Consider the following 17299-nt stretch of genomic DNA (forward strand, 5'->3'; position numbering starts at 1 on the left):
CGTTTCAAAGGAAAATTTAAAAAAGAAAAGATGAAGAAATTAATTTCAGCATTAATGGTTGTAGTTGCTTTTACAACTTCAACTTATGCTCAAACTGATGCGAAAGCTAAAGCCATTTTAGCAGAGGTGAGTAAAAAATACAAATCGTATAATATTGTAAAAACAGATTTTACCTTCACTTTGGATAATCCAAAAGCTAAAGTAAAAGAAACCCAGCAAGGTACTTTGTATGTTAAAGCCAATTCGAATAAGTATAAAGTAGCCATGACTAACCAGGAGTTATTTAGCGATGGTAAAAGCCAATGGACTTATTTGAAAAAAGACAAAGAGGTACAAGTAAGCAATGTAGATAACAGTGGTGATGCCATTAATCCGGCTAAGATTTTTACGGTTTACGAAAAAGGATTTAAATATGTGTACACCGGCGAAGAAAAAGCAGGTGCTAAAACTTATCAAATGATTGATTTAACACCTGTTGATGCTAAAAAATCGATTTTTAAAGTTCGTTTAAGTATCGATAAAGCCGCTAAACAAATTGCCAATGTGGTGTTATTCGATAAAAACGGTAACAAATACACGTACAACGTGAAAACTTTTTCGCCAAATGTAAACGTACCAGAAACTACCTTTGCTTTCGATGCCAAAAAATATCCTGGTGTTGAGGTAGTCGATTTAAGATAATTGTGATTTCCGCCTGGGCGGGATGAAACCTGGAGGTTCAGTTGGAAACAGCTGAACCTTTTTTGTTTGATAACAATCTTAGCTATTTATCAACTAATATGTGCTAAGGTAACTTAGGTGGTTGAACAAACGAGGATGGTGAAAAATAACCACCTTAGACACCTGAGGTCACCTAAGTTAGAATAAAAGCCAATGTGTTTTCAGGTATCCTGGCATTGAAAAGCAATTTGCGTATGCATAGGTTGCAGCAGTCCCGCCATTCGCTATAGACCCGATGAAGAATCGGGCGCTGCCGCTGCTGCCGGGTTTAAGCGGCTTGGTCCTTTTAAGAAATTAAGAAACAATGGTTTCTAGCCAACATTTAAAAAATAGAATAATAGTGAGGTCAGCGCATTTTAATAAAACTGGCAGAAGCGAACACGATTCCCGACACTTATAGAAGTTAGTATTTAGCCAAAACAGAGGAGCTGGATGACAGGTTTACAATGAATCGTCATCTCGACCGGAGCAACGCGCAGTGGAGAGATCTTTGACCTAGATTAAAAGATCACTCCACTACGGTCGAGATGACGCCGATTATTAGAAATGAACATGATGGTTGATAAATTTTTCATCGGGTATTTATGAATGCTGCGCAGATTTATCTAAGTTTGTTTCCAATGTCATTGCCACTAACAAACCATACTTTAGAGAAATTAGAAGCCCTGCTTTTTGCCATGGGTTATAAGGTTCGTTACGAGAAAGGGAACTTTAAAACAGGTTCCTGCCTGCTCGAGCACAATAAGGTTATTGTAGTAAATAAATTCTCCAATCTGGAAGGAAAAATTGCTGCATTGGTTGCCCTGGTTAAACAAACCAACGCCGATGAAAACCAGTTAGACGAAAAACAACGGCAATTTTATCAATCTTTACAGCAAACCGAATTATTTTAATGGAGATAAAAAACTACAATTACATCAACAGAAAGGAAAGTTTAAGCAGATGAAAGTTACTTTTTTAGGCACTGGCACATCACAAGGCGTTCCTGTAATTGCATGTAGTTGCGAAGTTTGTTTATCTGCCGATCAAAGAGATAACCGGTTAAGGACATCGATTTTAATCGAAACAGCTGATAAAACCATTGTGGTAGATAGCGGACCAGATTTCCGTTACCAGCTCTTGCGCGAAAAGGTAAAAGACCTGGATGCCGTTTTGTTTACACACGAACACAAAGATCATATTGCCGGTTTGGATGATATCAGGCCGTTTAATTACCTGCTGCACAAGGTAATTGATGTTTATGCCACTGATCGGGTGCAAGCAGCTTTGAAAAGGGAATTCTATTACATTTTTGCCGAAACCAAATACCATGGTTTACCGCAGATTAACCTTCATACAGTAACCAATGGCGAAGATTTTAAAATCGGCGAAAGCACGATAGTTCCTTTTGAAGTAATGCACCATTTATTACCCATTACCGGGTACCGGATTGGCGATTTTACATACATTACCGATGCCAAAACCATATCGGAACAAAGTTTTGAAAAAATAAGGGGAACCAAAATATTGGTGCTGAATGCTTTACAGAAAGAGTCGCACATTTCTCATTTTACCTTAAACGAGGCTATTGCTTTTGCCGAAAGGGTAGGTGCAGAACGTACTTATTTAACACACATCAGTCATAACCTGGGTAAACATGCCGATGTAGAAAAGAATTTACCTGCGCAAATCCGATTGGCTTATGATGGTTTGAAAATAGAAATTTAAACGCTTTTTAAAATCCAAAATTAAATTATATTTGCAGCACAAACCCAGGTGGCGAAATTGGTAGACGCACCAGCTTGAGGGGCTGGCGCCTGTATGGGTGTGGGAGTTCGAATCTCCTCTTGGGTACAGTTCAAAGTATTCCTCTTAATGGTATAAACCGTACTTAGAACATTTCTAAGTACGGTTTTTTTATCTTCAAAATCGCCTTTCTAGGCAATCTCTGTTATTTTCAAAGTATTCCTGCCCATGGTCAGTCTGGTAATAATAGCTTAGATCACTTGTTGCGACTTCAGGCCCAAAACGTCATTCTGGCTTACTATATGTCGTTTTCGATTAATTCCATACTTTACGGAATGTCCACTTTTGCATAGTTCAATCTAAAAACGAATTATGCAAAAGACAATTTTTATCACTGGGGCCTCATCAGGGCTAGGTAAAGCAACAGCTGAATTATTTCATGCAAAAGGCTGGAGCGTGATCGCAACCATGCGAAATCCTGAAAAGGAAAATAAACTTAAAGAGCTTCCGAACGTAACCTTGGTGAAATTGGATGTTACTGACGCTGCGGCAATTCAAAAAACAGTTTCGACTATTTTACAATCCTATGCTGTTGATGTTGTGCTAAACAATGCCGGTTACGGTCTGATAGGTCCGTTGGAAGCTTTGAAAGACGAGCAAATTCTATCGCAGGTGCAGACCAATCTGTTTGGTGTGATCAATGTAACCAGAGCATTTCTTCCTTATTTTAGAGAAAGCAGAAGTGGAAGCTTTATCAATGTTACCAGTACATTTGGATTATTGGGCTATCCTACCTGTTCGATTTATAATGCGACCAAATTCGCTGTAGATGGTTTTTCAGAGGGGCTGGCTTACGAATTGGCACAATTTGGGATCAAAGTTAAAGTGGTGGCGCCAGGAGGAATGCAGACTGATTTTGCGGGAAGGTCTTTACAGGGTGGAATGCACGAAGCATACGCTCAACTAGTAGCAAAAGTTAGTGAAGGCTATAGCGAGGAGCAGGTTGCCAATTATTCAAAAGCAGACGACGTAGCCCAGATTATTTATGATGCAGCCACTGATGACAAAATACAGCTTAGGTATATAGCAGGCAATGATGCTATCGGTCTGTACAAGGAACGCTTGGATTTGACGCCCGAAGGGCAATTCGAAAAAATACGTTCGCAATTTATATTTTAGTTTCGTTGTCTCTGCCGGATTTTGTAACAATCTGGCAGAAATGACTTTCTTTATGGATTACTTAAATTTGTACTATGAAAAAACAGCCCGTCATATTCAGTTCGCTATCACAGTTGCATAAGGCAATGGGGCAAGCTGCTCCATCGCATCCGCTCATCAGTGTAATGAATTATGGAGATGCAAAGTTTGATCCAAGGGATTTTGAACAGGGTATTATATTAGACTTTTACAAGATATCATTTAAGACAAGCTTTTCCGGAGCGCTGAAATATGGTCTGGGATATTATGATTTTGAATCAGGTGGAATGTCATTCATAGCCCCCGGACAGCTATTGAAAATGCAGGACGAAGAAGCCGATTATAGTGGGATGACACTTCACATCCATCCCGATTTCATTCGACATTATTCGTTAAATACACAGATCAAACAATATGGTTTTTTCGGATACTCAGCAGCCGAGGCTCTTTATCTTTCCGAGAAGGAAAAAGCAACCATTCTGAGTATTTACAGATTTATTCAGGAGGAGCTGAGCGAACGCATTGATAAATTCAGTCAGGATGTAATCATTTCACAAATTGAACTTTTGCTCAATTACGCCAACCGCTTTTATGACCGGCAGTTCCTGACCAGGAAGACTGTAAACCATGACTTGCTTGCCAGATTAGAACAGCAATTGGAAGACTATTTCAAAGGAGAGGGTTCTTTGATTAAAGGACTTCCTGCCGTAAATACGGTAGCCGAAAATCTAAATGTAACACCAAGATATTTGAGTGATCTGCTGCGAAATCTGGTCGGATTAAATACCCAACAGTTTATCCATGAAAAGGTGATTGAAAAAGCCAAGGAATATCTTGCAAAAGATGAATTTAGCATAGCTGAGATTGCTTATCATTTAGGCTTTGAACACCCTCAGTCATTCAATAAGTTATTTAAAAGCAAGACTTCTTTTTCCCCTTCAGAATACAAAAAGAGTTTATTGAACTAAATTGTGATTCAGTTCTAGGTGAACATTAAGCCAGCTTTACGTAAAGTACATTCCGCATTTAAACCAAACCCACGTATATAACAAAAAGAAAAAATGGACATACAAACTTTTATCACGGAATGGATTACAGCCAGTAACATGTTCGATGCGGAGAAATATCTAAGTTTTTATTTATTTGATGCTATTCTAGACGATCCATCGGTAGGTAGAAAATTTCAAGGGCATAAAGGGATTCGAAAATATTTTGACGACTATTTTATAGGGTACAACACACATACAGACCAAGTAGAACTGACAATAATAGATCAGCAAAATGCACATTTGGTAGTGCAATTTTCTGGTGATTTTCCAGAAGGTAAAATTGGAGGGACGTTTGAATTTAAATTTAAAAATGACAAGATCTCTTCTGTCAATGCGAACTTAATTCACTAAATAAATTTATAGCAATGAGTAAAGAAAATTTTGACGAGATTATTCGTAGGTCTCTGGAAATAAGAAAAAAGTATCATGAACTGGAGGTGCTGCATCATGGAAGCGAGTGGACTGTGGAAGAAGATGCGTTGGCTTATTTGACTGATGCTGGATTAGTGGGACGCAACATTATGTCGCAACAGCAACGCTGGCCGAAAGCCGGTTCGGAGGCTGAATTGCAACATAAACTAGGCGAAAATATTTGGTGGTTGATTGTTTTAGCTGAAAGGTCTGGGATTGATATAAGAGATGCGGTTGATAAATTTTTGAACAAAATGGATGTTGCTTTAAAGTAGAAGCCCAGGATAACCACTATAGTGTGGTTTTAGTTGATTTGGAATCATGGGCAAATGAATGGATGTGATATACTATTAATGACATTTGCCAAATTTTTCGTTCTATTATAATCTGGTCAAGGTGTGGTAATCGAAAATTATTTTGTATTTCGATGTCTGCTCAAATGAATTTTTTTATTCCAAGTCCTCAATTATAGATCTATAAGCAATAAAAGCGATTTAAATGTTCAAAGTATTCCTGCTGATCGGTACGACTTAAAATTAAAACCTTAACATAATGATTGTTAAGGATTTTTTTGTTTCCGCACCTTTTGAGCCAGCATTGGCATATTTTGCATCATATTTTGATAAAATAACGGAAGATTCACTTTTAATTTTTTATGATATTTACCGAAGCTAAAAAAGCCGGGTTGCACTGACCCATTTTAGAAAAGAATAAGTGAAACATTTTAAATCACGACAGCTTCATCGCAAAAGAAAACAATTTTAACAGATGAAAAAATATCTATTGCTCTTATTAATCGCCATTTCATCAACAGGTTTAATGGCTCAAAAAAACACTGATGTCCCTTTCCAATTACAGGGAACGGTTAATTTACCTGATTACGATTCTGCCAATCGGGCGATTTATTTTACCTTCCAAAGAAATGGCAAAGAGGTTTTAGACAGTGCTATAATTAAAGGCAATAAATTCAGTTTTAAAGGTCTGGCTGATATCGATACTAAAACTTCTTTACAATTTACTAAGCCAAATACTTCACCAAATGCAGCCGCTGATCCTAATTCGTTGAGCCTGTATCTTTCCAAAGGATTGGTAAATGTTAGTGCAAAAGGTTATTTGCGTAAATCCATAATTAGTGGGTCTGCCGTAAATAATGATTATATGATCTTTAAAAAGCCATACTTAAAGTTAGATACTTCATTGCGTTTACTGGGTTGGAAAAAAAGACGGGTAAAAGCCGAAGATACCATTGGTAGAAAAAATGTTGATGAGGAGATCGATAGTGTGAAAAACCTGAAACTTGCGCAATTGTCAGAATTTTTATCAATAAATATCACCAAACCTTATGCTGCCGAAGCTTTGTTAATGTATGTAAGCACTGATGGTTCTGCTTTCAACATCAATAAAGCACAACAATTTTTCGATCGGCTACCGGCCAAACAAAAAAGCGCCGCATTAGGTAGAGAGATCACCACAGCCTTAGCTAAGTTAACAGAGAAGCTGGCAACCATCAATGTGTTAACAAATGTTGATTTTTATGATGGTTATGCACAAAAGGTAGGCCATCCGGTTCCTAAAGGAGTAACACGCATCAATAATGCGGAGTATTTGCGTCAGCTTAGTTCAGCCGAAATCGATAAGATTGGTAAAACATTAAAAATAAAGGTGAGCATAAAATCAGGCTGCGATAACTATGATAGAATTGGCCATGTCACCCTGGTTCTTATGCCAAAAGGTGAACAATTTAATGCAGAAAAAGGTGAGCAATTTGAACTTTTAAGGATCATGACACCGTTTATGTACCGTACCCGCCAACCCGACCATATTCCTTACGAAGCACAAATAGACCAAATGGTTAGTACGATAAAACAAGCCGGAAAGGATGTTTATTTATTAACCGAGGTATTTGGTACAACTGGTGCCGGACAAAGGGAAGTAATTGGTTGCGATGGTTCATTACTAACTTTTAATGTGTCGGTAGATTTAATCAGCGATAAAGTGAAGGATTTGCCTGCACAAAAAGGAATTTCATTGTTGAGTTATTACAGTTTAGACGGCAAGGATAAAGCCGCGGGAAAAAACAGTAAACAAGTAAGCTTCGAATTGCCTGACAATACTAAAGCAACAGTTCTTTATGTTATTTCATCAGGACATGGAGCTGCCGAAGGGGGAGAAGAATACAACTGGAGAGAACATGTTGTAGATCTGGACGGTAAAGAATATACCCGAATAGAAATGAGCCAAAATTGTGCACCATTTGAGATGTATAATACGCAGCCTAATGGTATTTATTTCGGCGACATTAGCAAAGAACGTCGCTCGTGGTGCCCAGGCGGCCCTGTACCCACACGTATTATCAACCTGGGTCCATTGGCAAAAGGAAAACATACTTTGAAAATATCAATCCCCGAGGCCGAATTTGAAAAAACAGATAGTAAATATTATGTATCGGCCTATTTGGTGACGCAATAAACTGATATCAGTAAAATACAAAGCCTTTCCCACTAATATGGGAGAGGCTTTTTTGATTTTTAATCATGATAAAGCGTTTCAATATCAATTGAATAAGAGAGATTTTGTTTAGAGTCGCTGTAAGGCTTGTTTTACTGTATCCTTGTTGGGCTTAGAAATAGGTATTTTTTCTCCGGATGTTAAGAGTAGAATACCACCATCTTCTTTTAACCAGCTTTTTACATACTTTGGATTTACTAAATGGCTTTGGTGCGTTCTTAAAAATCCGTTAGGACGCAATAAATCTGCATATTCTTTTAGTGATTTAGAAACTAATATTTTTTCATCACCCGAAAGGAAAAAGTGGGTATAAGTATTGTCTGCCTCACAACGTATAATTTCTGATAAAGTAACATACCTGATTTCGCCTTGCATCTGTAGGGCAATTTTGCTCACATTCGTTTCTGGCTTTTTGAGTTGTTGTAGTAAAAAATCGAGTTGTAGATTTGGTATTGGCTTGGTCAATTTAGCTTCAGCTTTACTTACCGCATTTATCAATTCTTCAATATCAATGGGTTTTAAAAGATAATCTAAGGCGGCAAATTTTACAGCCTGTATGCCATATTGATCGTAAGCAGTTACAAAAATAACTTCGAAATCACGTGCTGGTAGTAGTTTTAATACCTCAAAACCGATTTGCTCGCCCATTTGAATATCCAGGAACACTAAATGAGGCAGATGTTTTTCAATAGCAGTAACGGCATCACTTACATTTTGCGCTGTAGCCATTATGCTTACCTGCGGACAATGCTTTTCTAGCAATGCCTGCAGGTTTTCTAAGTTGGAAATTTCGTCGTCTATTAAAATTGCCCTCATCATACTATAGCCAATCGGTCAGTGTTAAACTTATTTCAGTGCCCTTAGCGGTTGATTGTGTGGCTAAAATAAAGCGATTTTCTTTATAAATGCTATTTAAGAGTTTTATTCTACTATCGCTTAATTGAAGACCCAGGCCATTGTTCTTTTTTTCTATGTTAAATCCATTTCCATTGTCGGCAACAGTTAGCACTAAATCATTCGCTTGTTTAGTAAATGTGATCATAATTTTTCCATCTGTGCCCTTTTTCGATATACCATGCTTCACCGCATTTTCTACAAAAGGTTGTAGCAGCATACTTGGTATTTCAACGTTCTCCAAGGCTAAATTATCGGAGTAGTTAATTTCGTATTTAAAGCCAAAGCGCAATTGCTCCATTTGTAAGTAATCGTCTAGCAGCGTTTTTTCCTGCGATAAACTAATCAGTTCTTTATCATCAAGTACGTTACGCGTTAACCGGGCAAATTTAGAAAGGTATTTATTGGCATTGTCTATTTCGTTTTTGTTCATTAAATTTTGAATGCCCGAGAGTGCATTAAACAGAAAATGAGGGTTTAATTGGGAGCGGACAGACTCCAACTTAAGCTGAGCAAATTCTTTTTCTTTTAATTGCTGTGCAAGTTTTTTCTTGTTCCTTTTCTTAACAAAATAAAGCACTACTAAAAAAAAAAGCCCCTACACCTAATGTTGATACTACTCCTAACTTTATGAGGTCTTTTTTAGTAAAACTCTCTTCAGCTAATGTAACGGATATAGTCTGTCTTATTATGTGTTTTTCTGGTCCCTCTCCTGGAACCTGCCATCGAATAGAAGGGCGAATAATAATCTCATATTCACCAGATTTTGGGAAAACATATTCTTCAATATCTATATAAGGAAAATCTCCTTCTGAGTCAAATAAGTCATATTTCCATGCTGTTGAATTGTAAATAACCTCATTTGTTCGCTTATCTTTTATACAGATAGCATAAATGTTATCAATAATTGATTTATCTTTTGTAACTCTCAATCCAAAATCATGTTTAGAGAAATTAACATTTGTAATTTCATTTGAGTTATTCTTGATTGGGATTTTATCGCCGGAATATAAGCGATGAGAAAAAGATAAAATTTTCGCTCTTGGGATTTCCTTTGAATAATATATATTTTTATAAATATCCAAAGGCTTTTCAATGTTGTAAATCAATGTTGTTATGCTTTTACCTTTTATGGGGAAAACGCCTAACGTTACTATACTTCCTCTAAATTGTCCATTCGTATAATCTATAATATCTTCAAACTGCTTATTAACTACAATTGGCTTTTCATCTTGCAAGATTGTATAGCGATATTTTTGTGTATTTTTTTTCTCTTTAATTCTTAACTCAATACTGAGTTTATTTACACCAGGTATATAATTAAATGAAGTATTAAACTCTCCATTTACCTTGTTGTTAAAATAAACTTCTTTAGCACCGATATCAACGCTCATCCATTGATTGTTGCCGCTTTCATAAATATGATCGAAATCAATACCCGTTTGCGCATGTACTGCGTTTAGCAAAATAAAATTGAGGAATAAAAAAATAATTTTTTTCATAATGTTAAGGTTTAATTTTCATCAAACTTGTCGCAATAATAGCAAAACTAAAACCATAAAACAGGAAAGGTAGTGTTTCAAATAGCAGGGATATGGTTTTGCGCAGTATTTGAATATTTCTAAAGAGTGTATACCGTGATTAAAGGTGAAAAAGTATATCGTTAAGGATATCATGGAACTCAGCCGTCAGGAGTCTGAAGATCATGGTGTACGAGTGACTATCAGGCACGGTCCTGGTCAGCTCTTAAGGGGCTTGGTCAGTATATTTTCGATCATTCCTGTCAGTTTAAAATATGTATAAGATATTGTGAAGCATAAGAATAATTCATAAGTTTAAATGTTATTTCTTTAAGGTATGAAGCGCTTATTTTTATTCTTTTTCTTATTTACGGCGACGCTGTTAAGTGCATGCAAACAAAGTGAATCTGAGGTGAAAACCAATCCGGTTAATAGCGAAGATACACTGGTAATTGCTACCGAAGATATTTTGACCGCTGATATTTTAACAAAAGAGCAGCAGGCAAAACTTAATCCGATAGATGTGCTTAACAGGTTAAAAAAAGGTAACCTCGATTTTACAAAAGATAATTTAACCATACGTAATACTACTGAAAGAGTAAGGAAAGCATCTCTTGGACAATACCCCAAAGCCGTTATACTTTCCTGCCTCGATTCGAGGGTGCCGGTAGAAGATGTATTTCACAGTGGCATAGGCAACCTTTTTGTGGTTAGGGTAGCTGGAAATATCATCAATGATGATATTCTGGGGAGTATGGAATATGCCTGTAAGGTTTCAGGTGCAAAACTTGTGCTTGTTCTGGGACACGAATATTGCGGCGCAATTAAGTCAGCTATAGATGGTGTTAAGCTTGGGAATATCACCACATTACTTCAAAAAATTAACCCGGCGGTTAATGCTGCGAAAGCTTCATTTCACGGTAACGCTGTTTCTTCAAATCCCGCTTTTGTAGAAGCTGTTTGCGATGAGAACGTAAAATGGTCTATTCAGGAGATTCTTAGTAAAAGCCCGATATTAAAAGAAATGGAATCAAAAGGCGAAATCATGATTAAAGGAGGTGTTTATAACATGAATTCGGGTAAGGTCGAAATATTTGAGTCAGGTAAGTAGTCTTTTGCTCAAGCTTTCTGTTCAAAATAAATTATGGAGTTCAATTACTCCTGTTTTTTATAATTGTAAGGTATATAACCCTGCCATTTCCAGGGTATGCAGGTTTCGCCGAGTATCGTTTCTAAAAGTTCCTGATATATCTTTTCACCATTTTCGCTATTGGTCGTAATAATGACCGAAATTCCCTTGTCTATAAAATTAATATTATAATTTTTCCAGGCACCGCCATTTCCCTCTTTAAAAAATGCTTTTCCATATTTACAATTGAACAAACCCCAACCTAGTCCATATGATAAGTGTATGGCATCATTTTCGGTTGTTGTTTCATTACTAACGGGCGGGAACTGCGTTTTGGAATGGATCGTGATCTGTGGGGAAAACATTTCATGATACATTTTTTTACTTAAACCTTTCTGCTGCATCACATTTTCTATAAATTTTGCGTAGTCAGCAATGCTTGTGACCATTGATCCTCCTGAAACTGGTTCGGTACGCTTTCTTTTCGAATCTATATCACCATTATCCATATGTCCTACCGCCACATTATCATCACCAAATGAATCGTGCCAAATATATCCGGTACGCGCCATACCCAGTGGTTTAAATATTTTTTCCTGAGCCAGCTCATCTATATTTTTTCCGCATATTTCTTCTACCGTTAACTGTAAAAGTTTAAACCCCTCACCAGAGTAAGCATATTTGCTTCCCGGATTAAAATAAATTTTAATCACACCGAGCGAATCAAATAAGGGAGCTGCTTCTGTGGGATTAAACCATCTTACATTGGGCAGGCCCGTGGTGTGGCTCAGGCACATTCTTGCCGTGATTAATTTCCATCGGTCATCATTTTTTAAATCAGAGAAATATTCATAATCTGGTACTGGCTTTTTCAGGTATTTATAAAGCGGTTTATCCAGGTCAATCGCTTTTTCCTCCACCAATTTCATCATTAAGTATCCAAAAACAGCTTTACTCAAAGATGCCCCATATACAATTGTCGCGGTATCTAACATGGCATGCTGCGGTTTGTTCCTAAAACCATAAGATTTAACGAATACCGTTTTATTGTGGTTTAGTATAGCCAGATTTAACCCCTGAACATTCGCTGCATCCATCAGCCTTTTTACCGTAGTGTTAATCTCTGCAACTGATACCGTGCTTCCATCCAATCTTTTAATATCATCGACCTGATTGAATTTAATACCCGGAACAAAAAAAAGAAAATAAGCAAGTGCGTATTTTAAAGTCATAGCGTTTATTTTTTAAGGAAATGCTTAAACGGTTCGTGGTGATCATTTTATTATCCAAAAATCCGTAAAACTGCTAATTACTACAACGACACTTAGGTGTCAATTACCCGACATTTGAGCGGATTGCTAAAAAACGGATGCTGAGTGGGTAAAAAGAGGGAACATTTTTGACTGCTCTTATGGTGTTGCCTATAGAAAATATGATTCCGATAAGGTAGCATAAAATCAATAGCGGATAACCAACAGGCATGTAGAAAATGAGTAACGGAATGCTGATACAACCTAATAATGAAATCGTAATCTGAAAATTGATGACCTTCCTGCCTTCCATATCATAGCAGTCATTTTCTGTTCTGTATATTAACCAAAATACAACAAGCAAAATGAGATTTGCGAAAGGAATTAAAATACCCAATAGTGGAATGATATGAATCAGGGGTAATAGTTTGGGCGTGATGCCATCTTGTCCTGAAGGCAATTCTTCATTTTGATAAATTTCATCGGTATGAATATTTAATGCTGCAGCAATAAGCTTTAATGTATGCATATGGGGCAACACCTGGCCTGATTCTATGCGCTGAATAGTACGTACGGTAACACCCGACAGTTCGGATAATGTTTCCTGAGTAAGCCCCTTACTTTTTCTTAGGGCTGCAAGATTACATTTACTTGTTTTGTCCGGCACCATACTACATACTAATGATTATAATTTTAAACCGTAAAGTAGAAAAATCAAATTTCTTATCCTGCGCTTCCCACTTTAAAGACTGTTATCAAATATAGAAAAGATCTGTATAAATGGTATGGTATCGTGCTGAGGATCAACACGACATATCACTACCGAAATTTGGTTATATCGCGCAACCGTGATGATATTAATTATTAAATGAAAATATTTTTTTAAATTTCAGTAGCGAAATATGTGTCAGAATTATGATATGTATGAAAGCCAGCAATAAAATTCAAACAGCTATATGAAAAATCATTTAACCAATTGCCTTATTGTGGTGTGTTTAACTTTTGCTAATGGTTATGCACAAAAGAAAACACTGCCTTTAAATAGTTATAAATGGTTTCCTTTTATGTGGCATGCTGCTAAAATATCAGGGAAACAGTTCGATAAGGTTGCGATTCTGGTTCCTGCAAAAATTGATCGTATACCTGCCGGTTTTATTTTGCAGTTCGATTTGGGAAGTGATGCAACATCTGTTTATGGCAATACGCTAAGCAGTTATTACACGCCACAAGAATATGATGCTTTTATTGTTAAAAGTGCCAAATACACTTCTGATGCGGGCCATACCAGTTATGATACCAAAGGGTTGCAGCTTAAATTTGGTGCTTTTAGCGTTAATAATATATTGCTTAAAGATAAATATGGTGATGAGATTCCTAAAGATTCTTTGTACACTAAAAGCCCAAAAATTTTAGGAACACTGGGTGCTGATGCATTTAAGGATAAAATATTGGTTATCGATTATTCAAAACAGCGGATGTGTGTGTTAGATGAAATGGATGATTTTTTAAAAAAGAAAACAACTTTTGTTGAAACAAGATACCAAAAAGGAAGGTTGCATATTCCGTTTACAATAAAAAATAACACTTACTGGCTGTTATTTGATACCGGTGCCAGCCTGTTTCCGATAAACACCAATAAAAATATTTGGACTCAACTGGTAGGGGAATCCATTCCAAAAGATACTATTGAAGCAAATTCCTGGGGTGAAAAAGTAAAGTTTTATGGAGGCCACATCAAAGAAGATGTTTATTTGGGGCGAAAGAAACTTAAGAAAAGTGATGCATGGTATAACGAAAATAAAAGACTGATGGAATTTAATAAAGCAGAAAAAATTGACGGGCTTACAGGCAACGCTTATTTTCTTGACGAAATTGTTGTTTTGGACTTTAAAAACAACAAATTTGGGATTATGAATAAATAGCCCTTTAACTGAATAAATACTGATAACCGATTTCTTTTAATCCGCTATAACTACTTTAGTATTATTACTTACGGTCAGCTTTGCAGCGAAAATATAGGCACTATCCTTCCTTTCGGCTGCCGTTTGCGAAATTACATTCCGGCTCCTTTTTACCTTTCCTTTAAAAATCTGTTTGCCTTTATAGGTTACAATCACCTTTTTATCCAAATCTAACATCTTATCGTTTAGGTACAAGTAAAGTTCACCGGCAAAATTATCTTTAATATTTATCGTATTACCCACATATGAAACCTGAATGGTTTTGGGCGAATTTTCTGCAGTTTTAATGGTCTTGGCATCAGTTTCTGAAATACCCAGCCAATAAAAAAAACGCTGAACATGAGATGAATTTTGCTCCCATACAATAGTGTTTGAATAGGGCTGTCTTTTAAAGCCGCTGATAAAAGGGATCGCAATTTTATCTTCCATTTTCATCCAGTGGGGTTTATCGGCAAAAATATTGACCATGTGTTTGTATCCTGAGGGATCTTCTGTTTGTAATTTGTTTAATTTCTGCTTCCATTCTGCTGCAAGTTCATTTCTTTTGTAAGCATCATCCTTTCCGCCCATGTTTAAGGCAAAACCTATGTTTCGAAGATTTGCCGGCGTGGTTTCGCCAGGGTGGCCCGCACTCATAGCTGCTGCTGCCCAATGATCGGCCATGTAGGTGGCCAGTCTGAATATCCCGTCTCCACCTGCCGAATAGCCCATAACATAAACCTTATCGGGGTTTACATCGGCAAATAGGGTAGCCGCCCGTATGGCTTGTTCCAGTAAAACGTAAACCTCATCCTGAAACCACATATTCCAGCTATCTGTCGGTGCCCTTGGAACGATAACCACACCTTCCTTAATATTGTACATGTTGGGCTGATCGCTTGTCATAAATACCTGGTTATTCCACTGCCCGTCATTTACTGTGGCAGTGGTGCCGCCACCACCATGTAGGGAGATATACAGGCTTCTTCCATCGGCTGGTTTTTCGCCATAGGTATTGGTTTTGAATTTGAGTTTTTTGCCATTGTAACTAAATTCTTTATTATCCCATGAGGGTTTTAAAGCCGTTTTATCTTTTTCTTTTTCCTGATTGTCGGTATCGCTTATGTAACTATTGGCCTCGTTAAGTGTTAAACCTTTTTTACGGGCTGTTACAGGTGAAATACTATGCTCATAAGTGTCTGTTTTTGAACCGGGTATAAAGCTGGTTAACAGGATAGAAATCGGAAGTAAAAAAAAGAGTTTCATCGCATTAATTTATTTTGTCCCCTGCTTAAAATAGAGGGATGGTTAAGGTTGATTTTTAATTGCCGTAATTCCTGGTAAATATAATAAAGCCCGACCAAGATTTACCTGATCGGACTGGATGTTATTTTTCGAAGTTTTTTTAAGGATTATATCTCTGTGTCTATTTGCAATAGCTAGCCAATTATTTCGAATGGCCTTGCTTCAATTTAGGCTAATACTTTTTTTCCTTCAATACCCTGAGCATTGCCATTTGATTTGACATTTTCCATTTCAGTTCAGAGATCAGTGTTGCCAAAAATATCATGCCGCCACCAATTAATAGCCTCGATGTAATTTCTTCTCCCAAAATAAAATGTGCAGCGAAGGCTCCGAAAATAGGTTCGAAAAGATAGATGATGGATACCCTTTCGGCACTAATGTACTTTTGAGAAATATTCGATATGGTGTACATATACGCCGTCGAAAATAGTGCGCAAAAAATAATACCCATCCAAAATGTTTCCTGCTGCGGAATCCAGGTGATGTTTCCCTGAATAAACGTTAATAGAAAAGTGAGTATGGCGCAAGTGGCAAACATGGGCACAATGGTCGGAATAATATCACCCGCCATCGATTCTTTTTCGATCTGGATGAGATATATGGCAAAACAAAAAGCGCCGATGATGGTGTATAAATCGCCCGTTCCAATACTGAATTGATTCGTAACCGATATGACGAACAGGCCAGTGAGTGCGGTGCAGGCGGCAATCCATATTTTTAATGCTGCAGCTTTTCGGTAAATAAAAAGTTTAATCACTGGAATCATTACCACCGTTATTCCTGCCACAAATGAACATTGTGATGCTGAAGTGTGTGTAATGCCCAGTGTTTGCAAATAAATGCCCAATACCAGTGGAATAGCCAGGCTGGCGCCTGTTTTAATGGTTGTTAAATCTAATTTCTTTACATGTTTCCAGAAAATAACAGATAGAACCATTGTGGCCAGAAAAAAACGATAGCATAAAAACAACACCGGCTGGTGCTGGCCAATAGCCAGTTTGGTAACTGAAAAGGAAATGCCCCAGAATGCGGTACCTAATATCAATAAAATTAAAAAGAAGTTTCTTTTTTCCATCAGGATACTTTTAATTCGTTTTCGTTAACCAATACTTTTTTCATCATCAAATCTGTTTGCTCATCATCGCCTAGCCAGAACTTGTGTTTATCGAACGCGATAAAACCATTTTTTTCGTAGAACTTTAAAGCCCTGTAGTTTTCTTCCCATACACCCAGCCATACATAACTGGCCTGTATTTCGTGGGCAATATCAATGGCTTTCTGGTAAAGCAGCTGGCCAACTTTTTGACCATAAAATGCTTTCAGAAGGTAAATCCGTTCTATTTCAAGTGCATCAAGATCCAGCTTTTCGGTTTGTGCCTGCCCAAGGTTGATTTTTAAATAGCCAATCGCTTTTCCATCAAGTAGGGCGAAATAAAATTGAGAATCCGTATTACTCAGTTCCCCTGTCAGTTTTTCTTGCGAAAAGCTGTTTTCGAGATAAACTTTCATGTTTTCGGCACTGTTTACATCTGCAAAAGCCTCATAAAACGTTGTTCTACTGATCTCCTGTAATTTTTCGATATTCGCTCTTGTTGCCCTTTCGATTGTGATATGCTCCATGCCACGAATGTAGGAACTCTTTAAATGTTAT

18 protein-coding genes and 1 tRNA gene are annotated in these 17299 nt (G+C 37.1%); 11 read left to right on the forward strand and 8 right to left on the reverse strand.

Going from position 1 to position 17299, the window contains the following annotated elements:
• Positions 1 to 30: 30 nt before the first annotated feature.
• From lolA1 to AC04QZ_RS18795, 9 genes are all read left to right on the forward strand, one after another.
• Complete coding sequence (lolA1, locus tag AC04QZ_RS18755) at positions 31 to 681, forward strand: outer membrane lipoprotein periplasmic chaperone LolA1 (protein WP_057933023.1); 651 nt, start codon at positions 31 to 33, stop codon at positions 679 to 681.
• Positions 682 to 1340: 659 nt separating this feature from the next.
• Positions 1341 to 1613, forward strand: a complete 273-nt coding sequence (locus tag AC04QZ_RS18760; protein WP_086549265.1) for a hypothetical protein — start codon at positions 1341 to 1343, stop codon at positions 1611 to 1613.
• 49 nt (positions 1614 to 1662) lie between these two features.
• Positions 1663 to 2427 (forward strand): MBL fold metallo-hydrolase, encoded by a 765-nt coding sequence (locus tag AC04QZ_RS18765; protein ID WP_478358999.1) that lies wholly within the window; start codon positions 1663 to 1665, stop codon positions 2425 to 2427.
• Between the two features lie 42 nt (positions 2428 to 2469).
• Positions 2470 to 2553: transfer RNA gene (locus AC04QZ_RS18770), tRNA-Leu, on the forward strand.
• 264 nt (positions 2554 to 2817) lie between these two features.
• Positions 2818 to 3624, forward strand: a complete 807-nt coding sequence (locus AC04QZ_RS18775) for an SDR family oxidoreductase (protein ID WP_478359000.1) — start codon at positions 2818 to 2820, stop codon at positions 3622 to 3624.
• Between the two features lie 74 nt (positions 3625 to 3698).
• On the forward strand, positions 3699 to 4610 hold the full coding sequence (locus tag AC04QZ_RS18780) for a helix-turn-helix domain-containing protein (RefSeq protein WP_478359001.1): 912 nt from the start codon (positions 3699 to 3701) through the stop codon (positions 4608 to 4610).
• A gap of 93 nt (positions 4611 to 4703) precedes the next feature.
• Entirely contained in the window at positions 4704 to 5042 is a 339-nt protein-coding gene (locus tag AC04QZ_RS18785; RefSeq protein ID WP_478359002.1) for a nuclear transport factor 2 family protein, read from the forward strand.
• A 14-nt stretch (positions 5043 to 5056) separates the two neighbouring features.
• Positions 5057 to 5377, forward strand: a complete 321-nt coding sequence (locus tag AC04QZ_RS18790) for a MazG-like protein (protein ID WP_478359003.1) — start codon at positions 5057 to 5059, stop codon at positions 5375 to 5377.
• 493 nt (positions 5378 to 5870) lie between these two features.
• Complete coding sequence (locus tag AC04QZ_RS18795; protein ID WP_478359004.1) at positions 5871 to 7571, forward strand: peptide-N-glycosidase F-related protein; 1701 nt, start codon at positions 5871 to 5873, stop codon at positions 7569 to 7571.
• A 108-nt stretch (positions 7572 to 7679) separates the two neighbouring features.
• Here the strand turns inward: AC04QZ_RS18795 and AC04QZ_RS18800 are convergent, their stop codons facing one another.
• Genes AC04QZ_RS18800 through AC04QZ_RS18810 form a run of 3 tightly spaced genes read right to left on the reverse strand, consistent with a single transcriptional unit; the run spans position 7680 to position 10006 of the window.
• On the reverse strand, positions 7680 to 8429 hold the full coding sequence (locus AC04QZ_RS18800; protein ID WP_478359005.1) for a LytR/AlgR family response regulator transcription factor: 750 nt from the start codon (positions 8427 to 8429) through the stop codon (positions 7680 to 7682).
• A 1-nt stretch (position 8430) separates the two neighbouring features.
• Positions 8431 to 9084 carry a sensor histidine kinase gene (locus AC04QZ_RS18805; RefSeq protein WP_478359006.1) on the reverse strand — a complete coding sequence of 218 codons (654 nt, stop codon included), beginning with the start codon at positions 9082 to 9084 and terminating at the stop codon, positions 8431 to 8433.
• The gene (locus AC04QZ_RS18810) at positions 9068 to 10006 is read right to left on the reverse strand and encodes a hypothetical protein (protein ID WP_478359007.1); all 939 of its coding nucleotides are present in this window, start codon (positions 10004 to 10006) and stop codon (positions 9068 to 9070) included. Before AC04QZ_RS18810 ends, AC04QZ_RS18805 begins: the two co-directional genes overlap by 17 nt.
• 355 nt (positions 10007 to 10361) lie before the next feature.
• Between AC04QZ_RS18810 and AC04QZ_RS18815 the strand changes: the two genes are divergently transcribed.
• Positions 10362 to 11135, forward strand: coding sequence for a carbonic anhydrase family protein (locus AC04QZ_RS18815; protein ID WP_478359008.1), 774 nt, complete (start codon positions 10362 to 10364; stop codon positions 11133 to 11135).
• 44 nt (positions 11136 to 11179) lie between these two features.
• Here the strand turns inward: AC04QZ_RS18815 and AC04QZ_RS18820 are convergent, their stop codons facing one another.
• Together AC04QZ_RS18820 and AC04QZ_RS18825 are read right to left on the reverse strand one after the other, a co-directional pair.
• Complete coding sequence (locus AC04QZ_RS18820) at positions 11180 to 12385, reverse strand: serine hydrolase domain-containing protein (RefSeq protein WP_478359009.1); 1206 nt, start codon at positions 12383 to 12385, stop codon at positions 11180 to 11182.
• A 103-nt stretch (positions 12386 to 12488) separates the two neighbouring features.
• The gene (locus tag AC04QZ_RS18825) at positions 12489 to 13073 is read right to left on the reverse strand and encodes a magnetosome magnetite crystal formation protein family (RefSeq protein ID WP_478359010.1); all 585 of its coding nucleotides are present in this window, start codon (positions 13071 to 13073) and stop codon (positions 12489 to 12491) included.
• A gap of 286 nt (positions 13074 to 13359) precedes the next feature.
• Here AC04QZ_RS18825 and AC04QZ_RS18830 point away from each other — a divergent pair, with 286 nt between their 5' ends.
• The gene (locus AC04QZ_RS18830; RefSeq protein WP_478359011.1) at positions 13360 to 14325 is read left to right on the forward strand and encodes a hypothetical protein; all 966 of its coding nucleotides are present in this window, start codon (positions 13360 to 13362) and stop codon (positions 14323 to 14325) included.
• Between the two features lie 36 nt (positions 14326 to 14361).
• Here AC04QZ_RS18830 and AC04QZ_RS18835 read toward each other — a convergent pair whose 3' ends face one another.
• The 3 genes from AC04QZ_RS18835 to AC04QZ_RS18845 form a co-directional block, all read right to left on the reverse strand.
• The gene (locus tag AC04QZ_RS18835; protein WP_478359012.1) at positions 14362 to 15609 is read right to left on the reverse strand and encodes a hypothetical protein; all 1248 of its coding nucleotides are present in this window, start codon (positions 15607 to 15609) and stop codon (positions 14362 to 14364) included.
• 211 nt (positions 15610 to 15820) lie between these two features.
• The gene (locus AC04QZ_RS18840; protein WP_478359013.1) at positions 15821 to 16723 is read right to left on the reverse strand and encodes a DMT family transporter; all 903 of its coding nucleotides are present in this window, start codon (positions 16721 to 16723) and stop codon (positions 15821 to 15823) included.
• Positions 16723 to 17268, reverse strand: coding sequence for a GNAT family N-acetyltransferase (locus AC04QZ_RS18845; protein WP_478359014.1), 546 nt, complete (start codon positions 17266 to 17268; stop codon positions 16723 to 16725). The genes AC04QZ_RS18840 and AC04QZ_RS18845 overlap by 1 nt, the downstream gene beginning before the upstream one ends.
• Positions 17269 to 17299 lie beyond the last annotated feature (31 nt).

This window comes from Pedobacter folensis (genome assembly GCF_056490665.1).

What these genes read in the sequence shown, in the direction of transcription:
- lolA1 (WP_057933023.1), top strand. Translation starts at nt 31, where the DNA reads ATGAAGAAATTAATTTCAGCATTAATGGTTGTAGTTGCTTTTACAACT.
- AC04QZ_RS18760 (WP_086549265.1), top strand. Translation starts at nt 1,341, where the DNA reads ATGTCATTGCCACTAACAAACCATACTTTAGAGAAATTAGAAGCCCTG.
- AC04QZ_RS18765 (WP_478358999.1), top strand. Translation starts at nt 1,663, where the DNA reads ATGAAAGTTACTTTTTTAGGCACTGGCACATCACAAGGCGTTCCTGTA.
- AC04QZ_RS18775 (WP_478359000.1), top strand. Translation starts at nt 2,818, where the DNA reads ATGCAAAAGACAATTTTTATCACTGGGGCCTCATCAGGGCTAGGTAAA.
- AC04QZ_RS18780 (WP_478359001.1), top strand. Translation starts at nt 3,699, where the DNA reads ATGAAAAAACAGCCCGTCATATTCAGTTCGCTATCACAGTTGCATAAG.
- AC04QZ_RS18785 (WP_478359002.1), top strand. Translation starts at nt 4,704, where the DNA reads ATGGACATACAAACTTTTATCACGGAATGGATTACAGCCAGTAACATG.
- AC04QZ_RS18790 (WP_478359003.1), top strand. Translation starts at nt 5,057, where the DNA reads ATGAGTAAAGAAAATTTTGACGAGATTATTCGTAGGTCTCTGGAAATA.
- AC04QZ_RS18795 (WP_478359004.1), top strand. Translation starts at nt 5,871, where the DNA reads ATGAAAAAATATCTATTGCTCTTATTAATCGCCATTTCATCAACAGGT.
- AC04QZ_RS18800 (WP_478359005.1), bottom strand. Translation starts at nt 8,429, where the DNA reads ATGATGAGGGCAATTTTAATAGACGACGAAATTTCCAACTTAGAAAAC.
- AC04QZ_RS18810 (WP_478359007.1), bottom strand. Translation starts at nt 10,006, where the DNA reads ATGAAAAAAATTATTTTTTTATTCCTCAATTTTATTTTGCTAAACGCA.
- AC04QZ_RS18815 (WP_478359008.1), top strand. Translation starts at nt 10,362, where the DNA reads ATGAAGCGCTTATTTTTATTCTTTTTCTTATTTACGGCGACGCTGTTA.
- AC04QZ_RS18820 (WP_478359009.1), bottom strand. Translation starts at nt 12,385, where the DNA reads ATGACTTTAAAATACGCACTTGCTTATTTTCTTTTTTTTGTTCCGGGT.
- AC04QZ_RS18825 (WP_478359010.1), bottom strand. Translation starts at nt 13,073, where the DNA reads ATGGTGCCGGACAAAACAAGTAAATGTAATCTTGCAGCCCTAAGAAAA.
- AC04QZ_RS18830 (WP_478359011.1), top strand. Translation starts at nt 13,360, where the DNA reads ATGAAAAATCATTTAACCAATTGCCTTATTGTGGTGTGTTTAACTTTT.
- AC04QZ_RS18835 (WP_478359012.1), bottom strand. Translation starts at nt 15,609, where the DNA reads ATGAAACTCTTTTTTTTACTTCCGATTTCTATCCTGTTAACCAGCTTT.
- AC04QZ_RS18840 (WP_478359013.1), bottom strand. Translation starts at nt 16,723, where the DNA reads ATGGAAAAAAGAAACTTCTTTTTAATTTTATTGATATTAGGTACCGCA.
- AC04QZ_RS18845 (WP_478359014.1), bottom strand. Translation starts at nt 17,268, where the DNA reads ATGGAGCATATCACAATCGAAAGGGCAACAAGAGCGAATATCGAAAAA.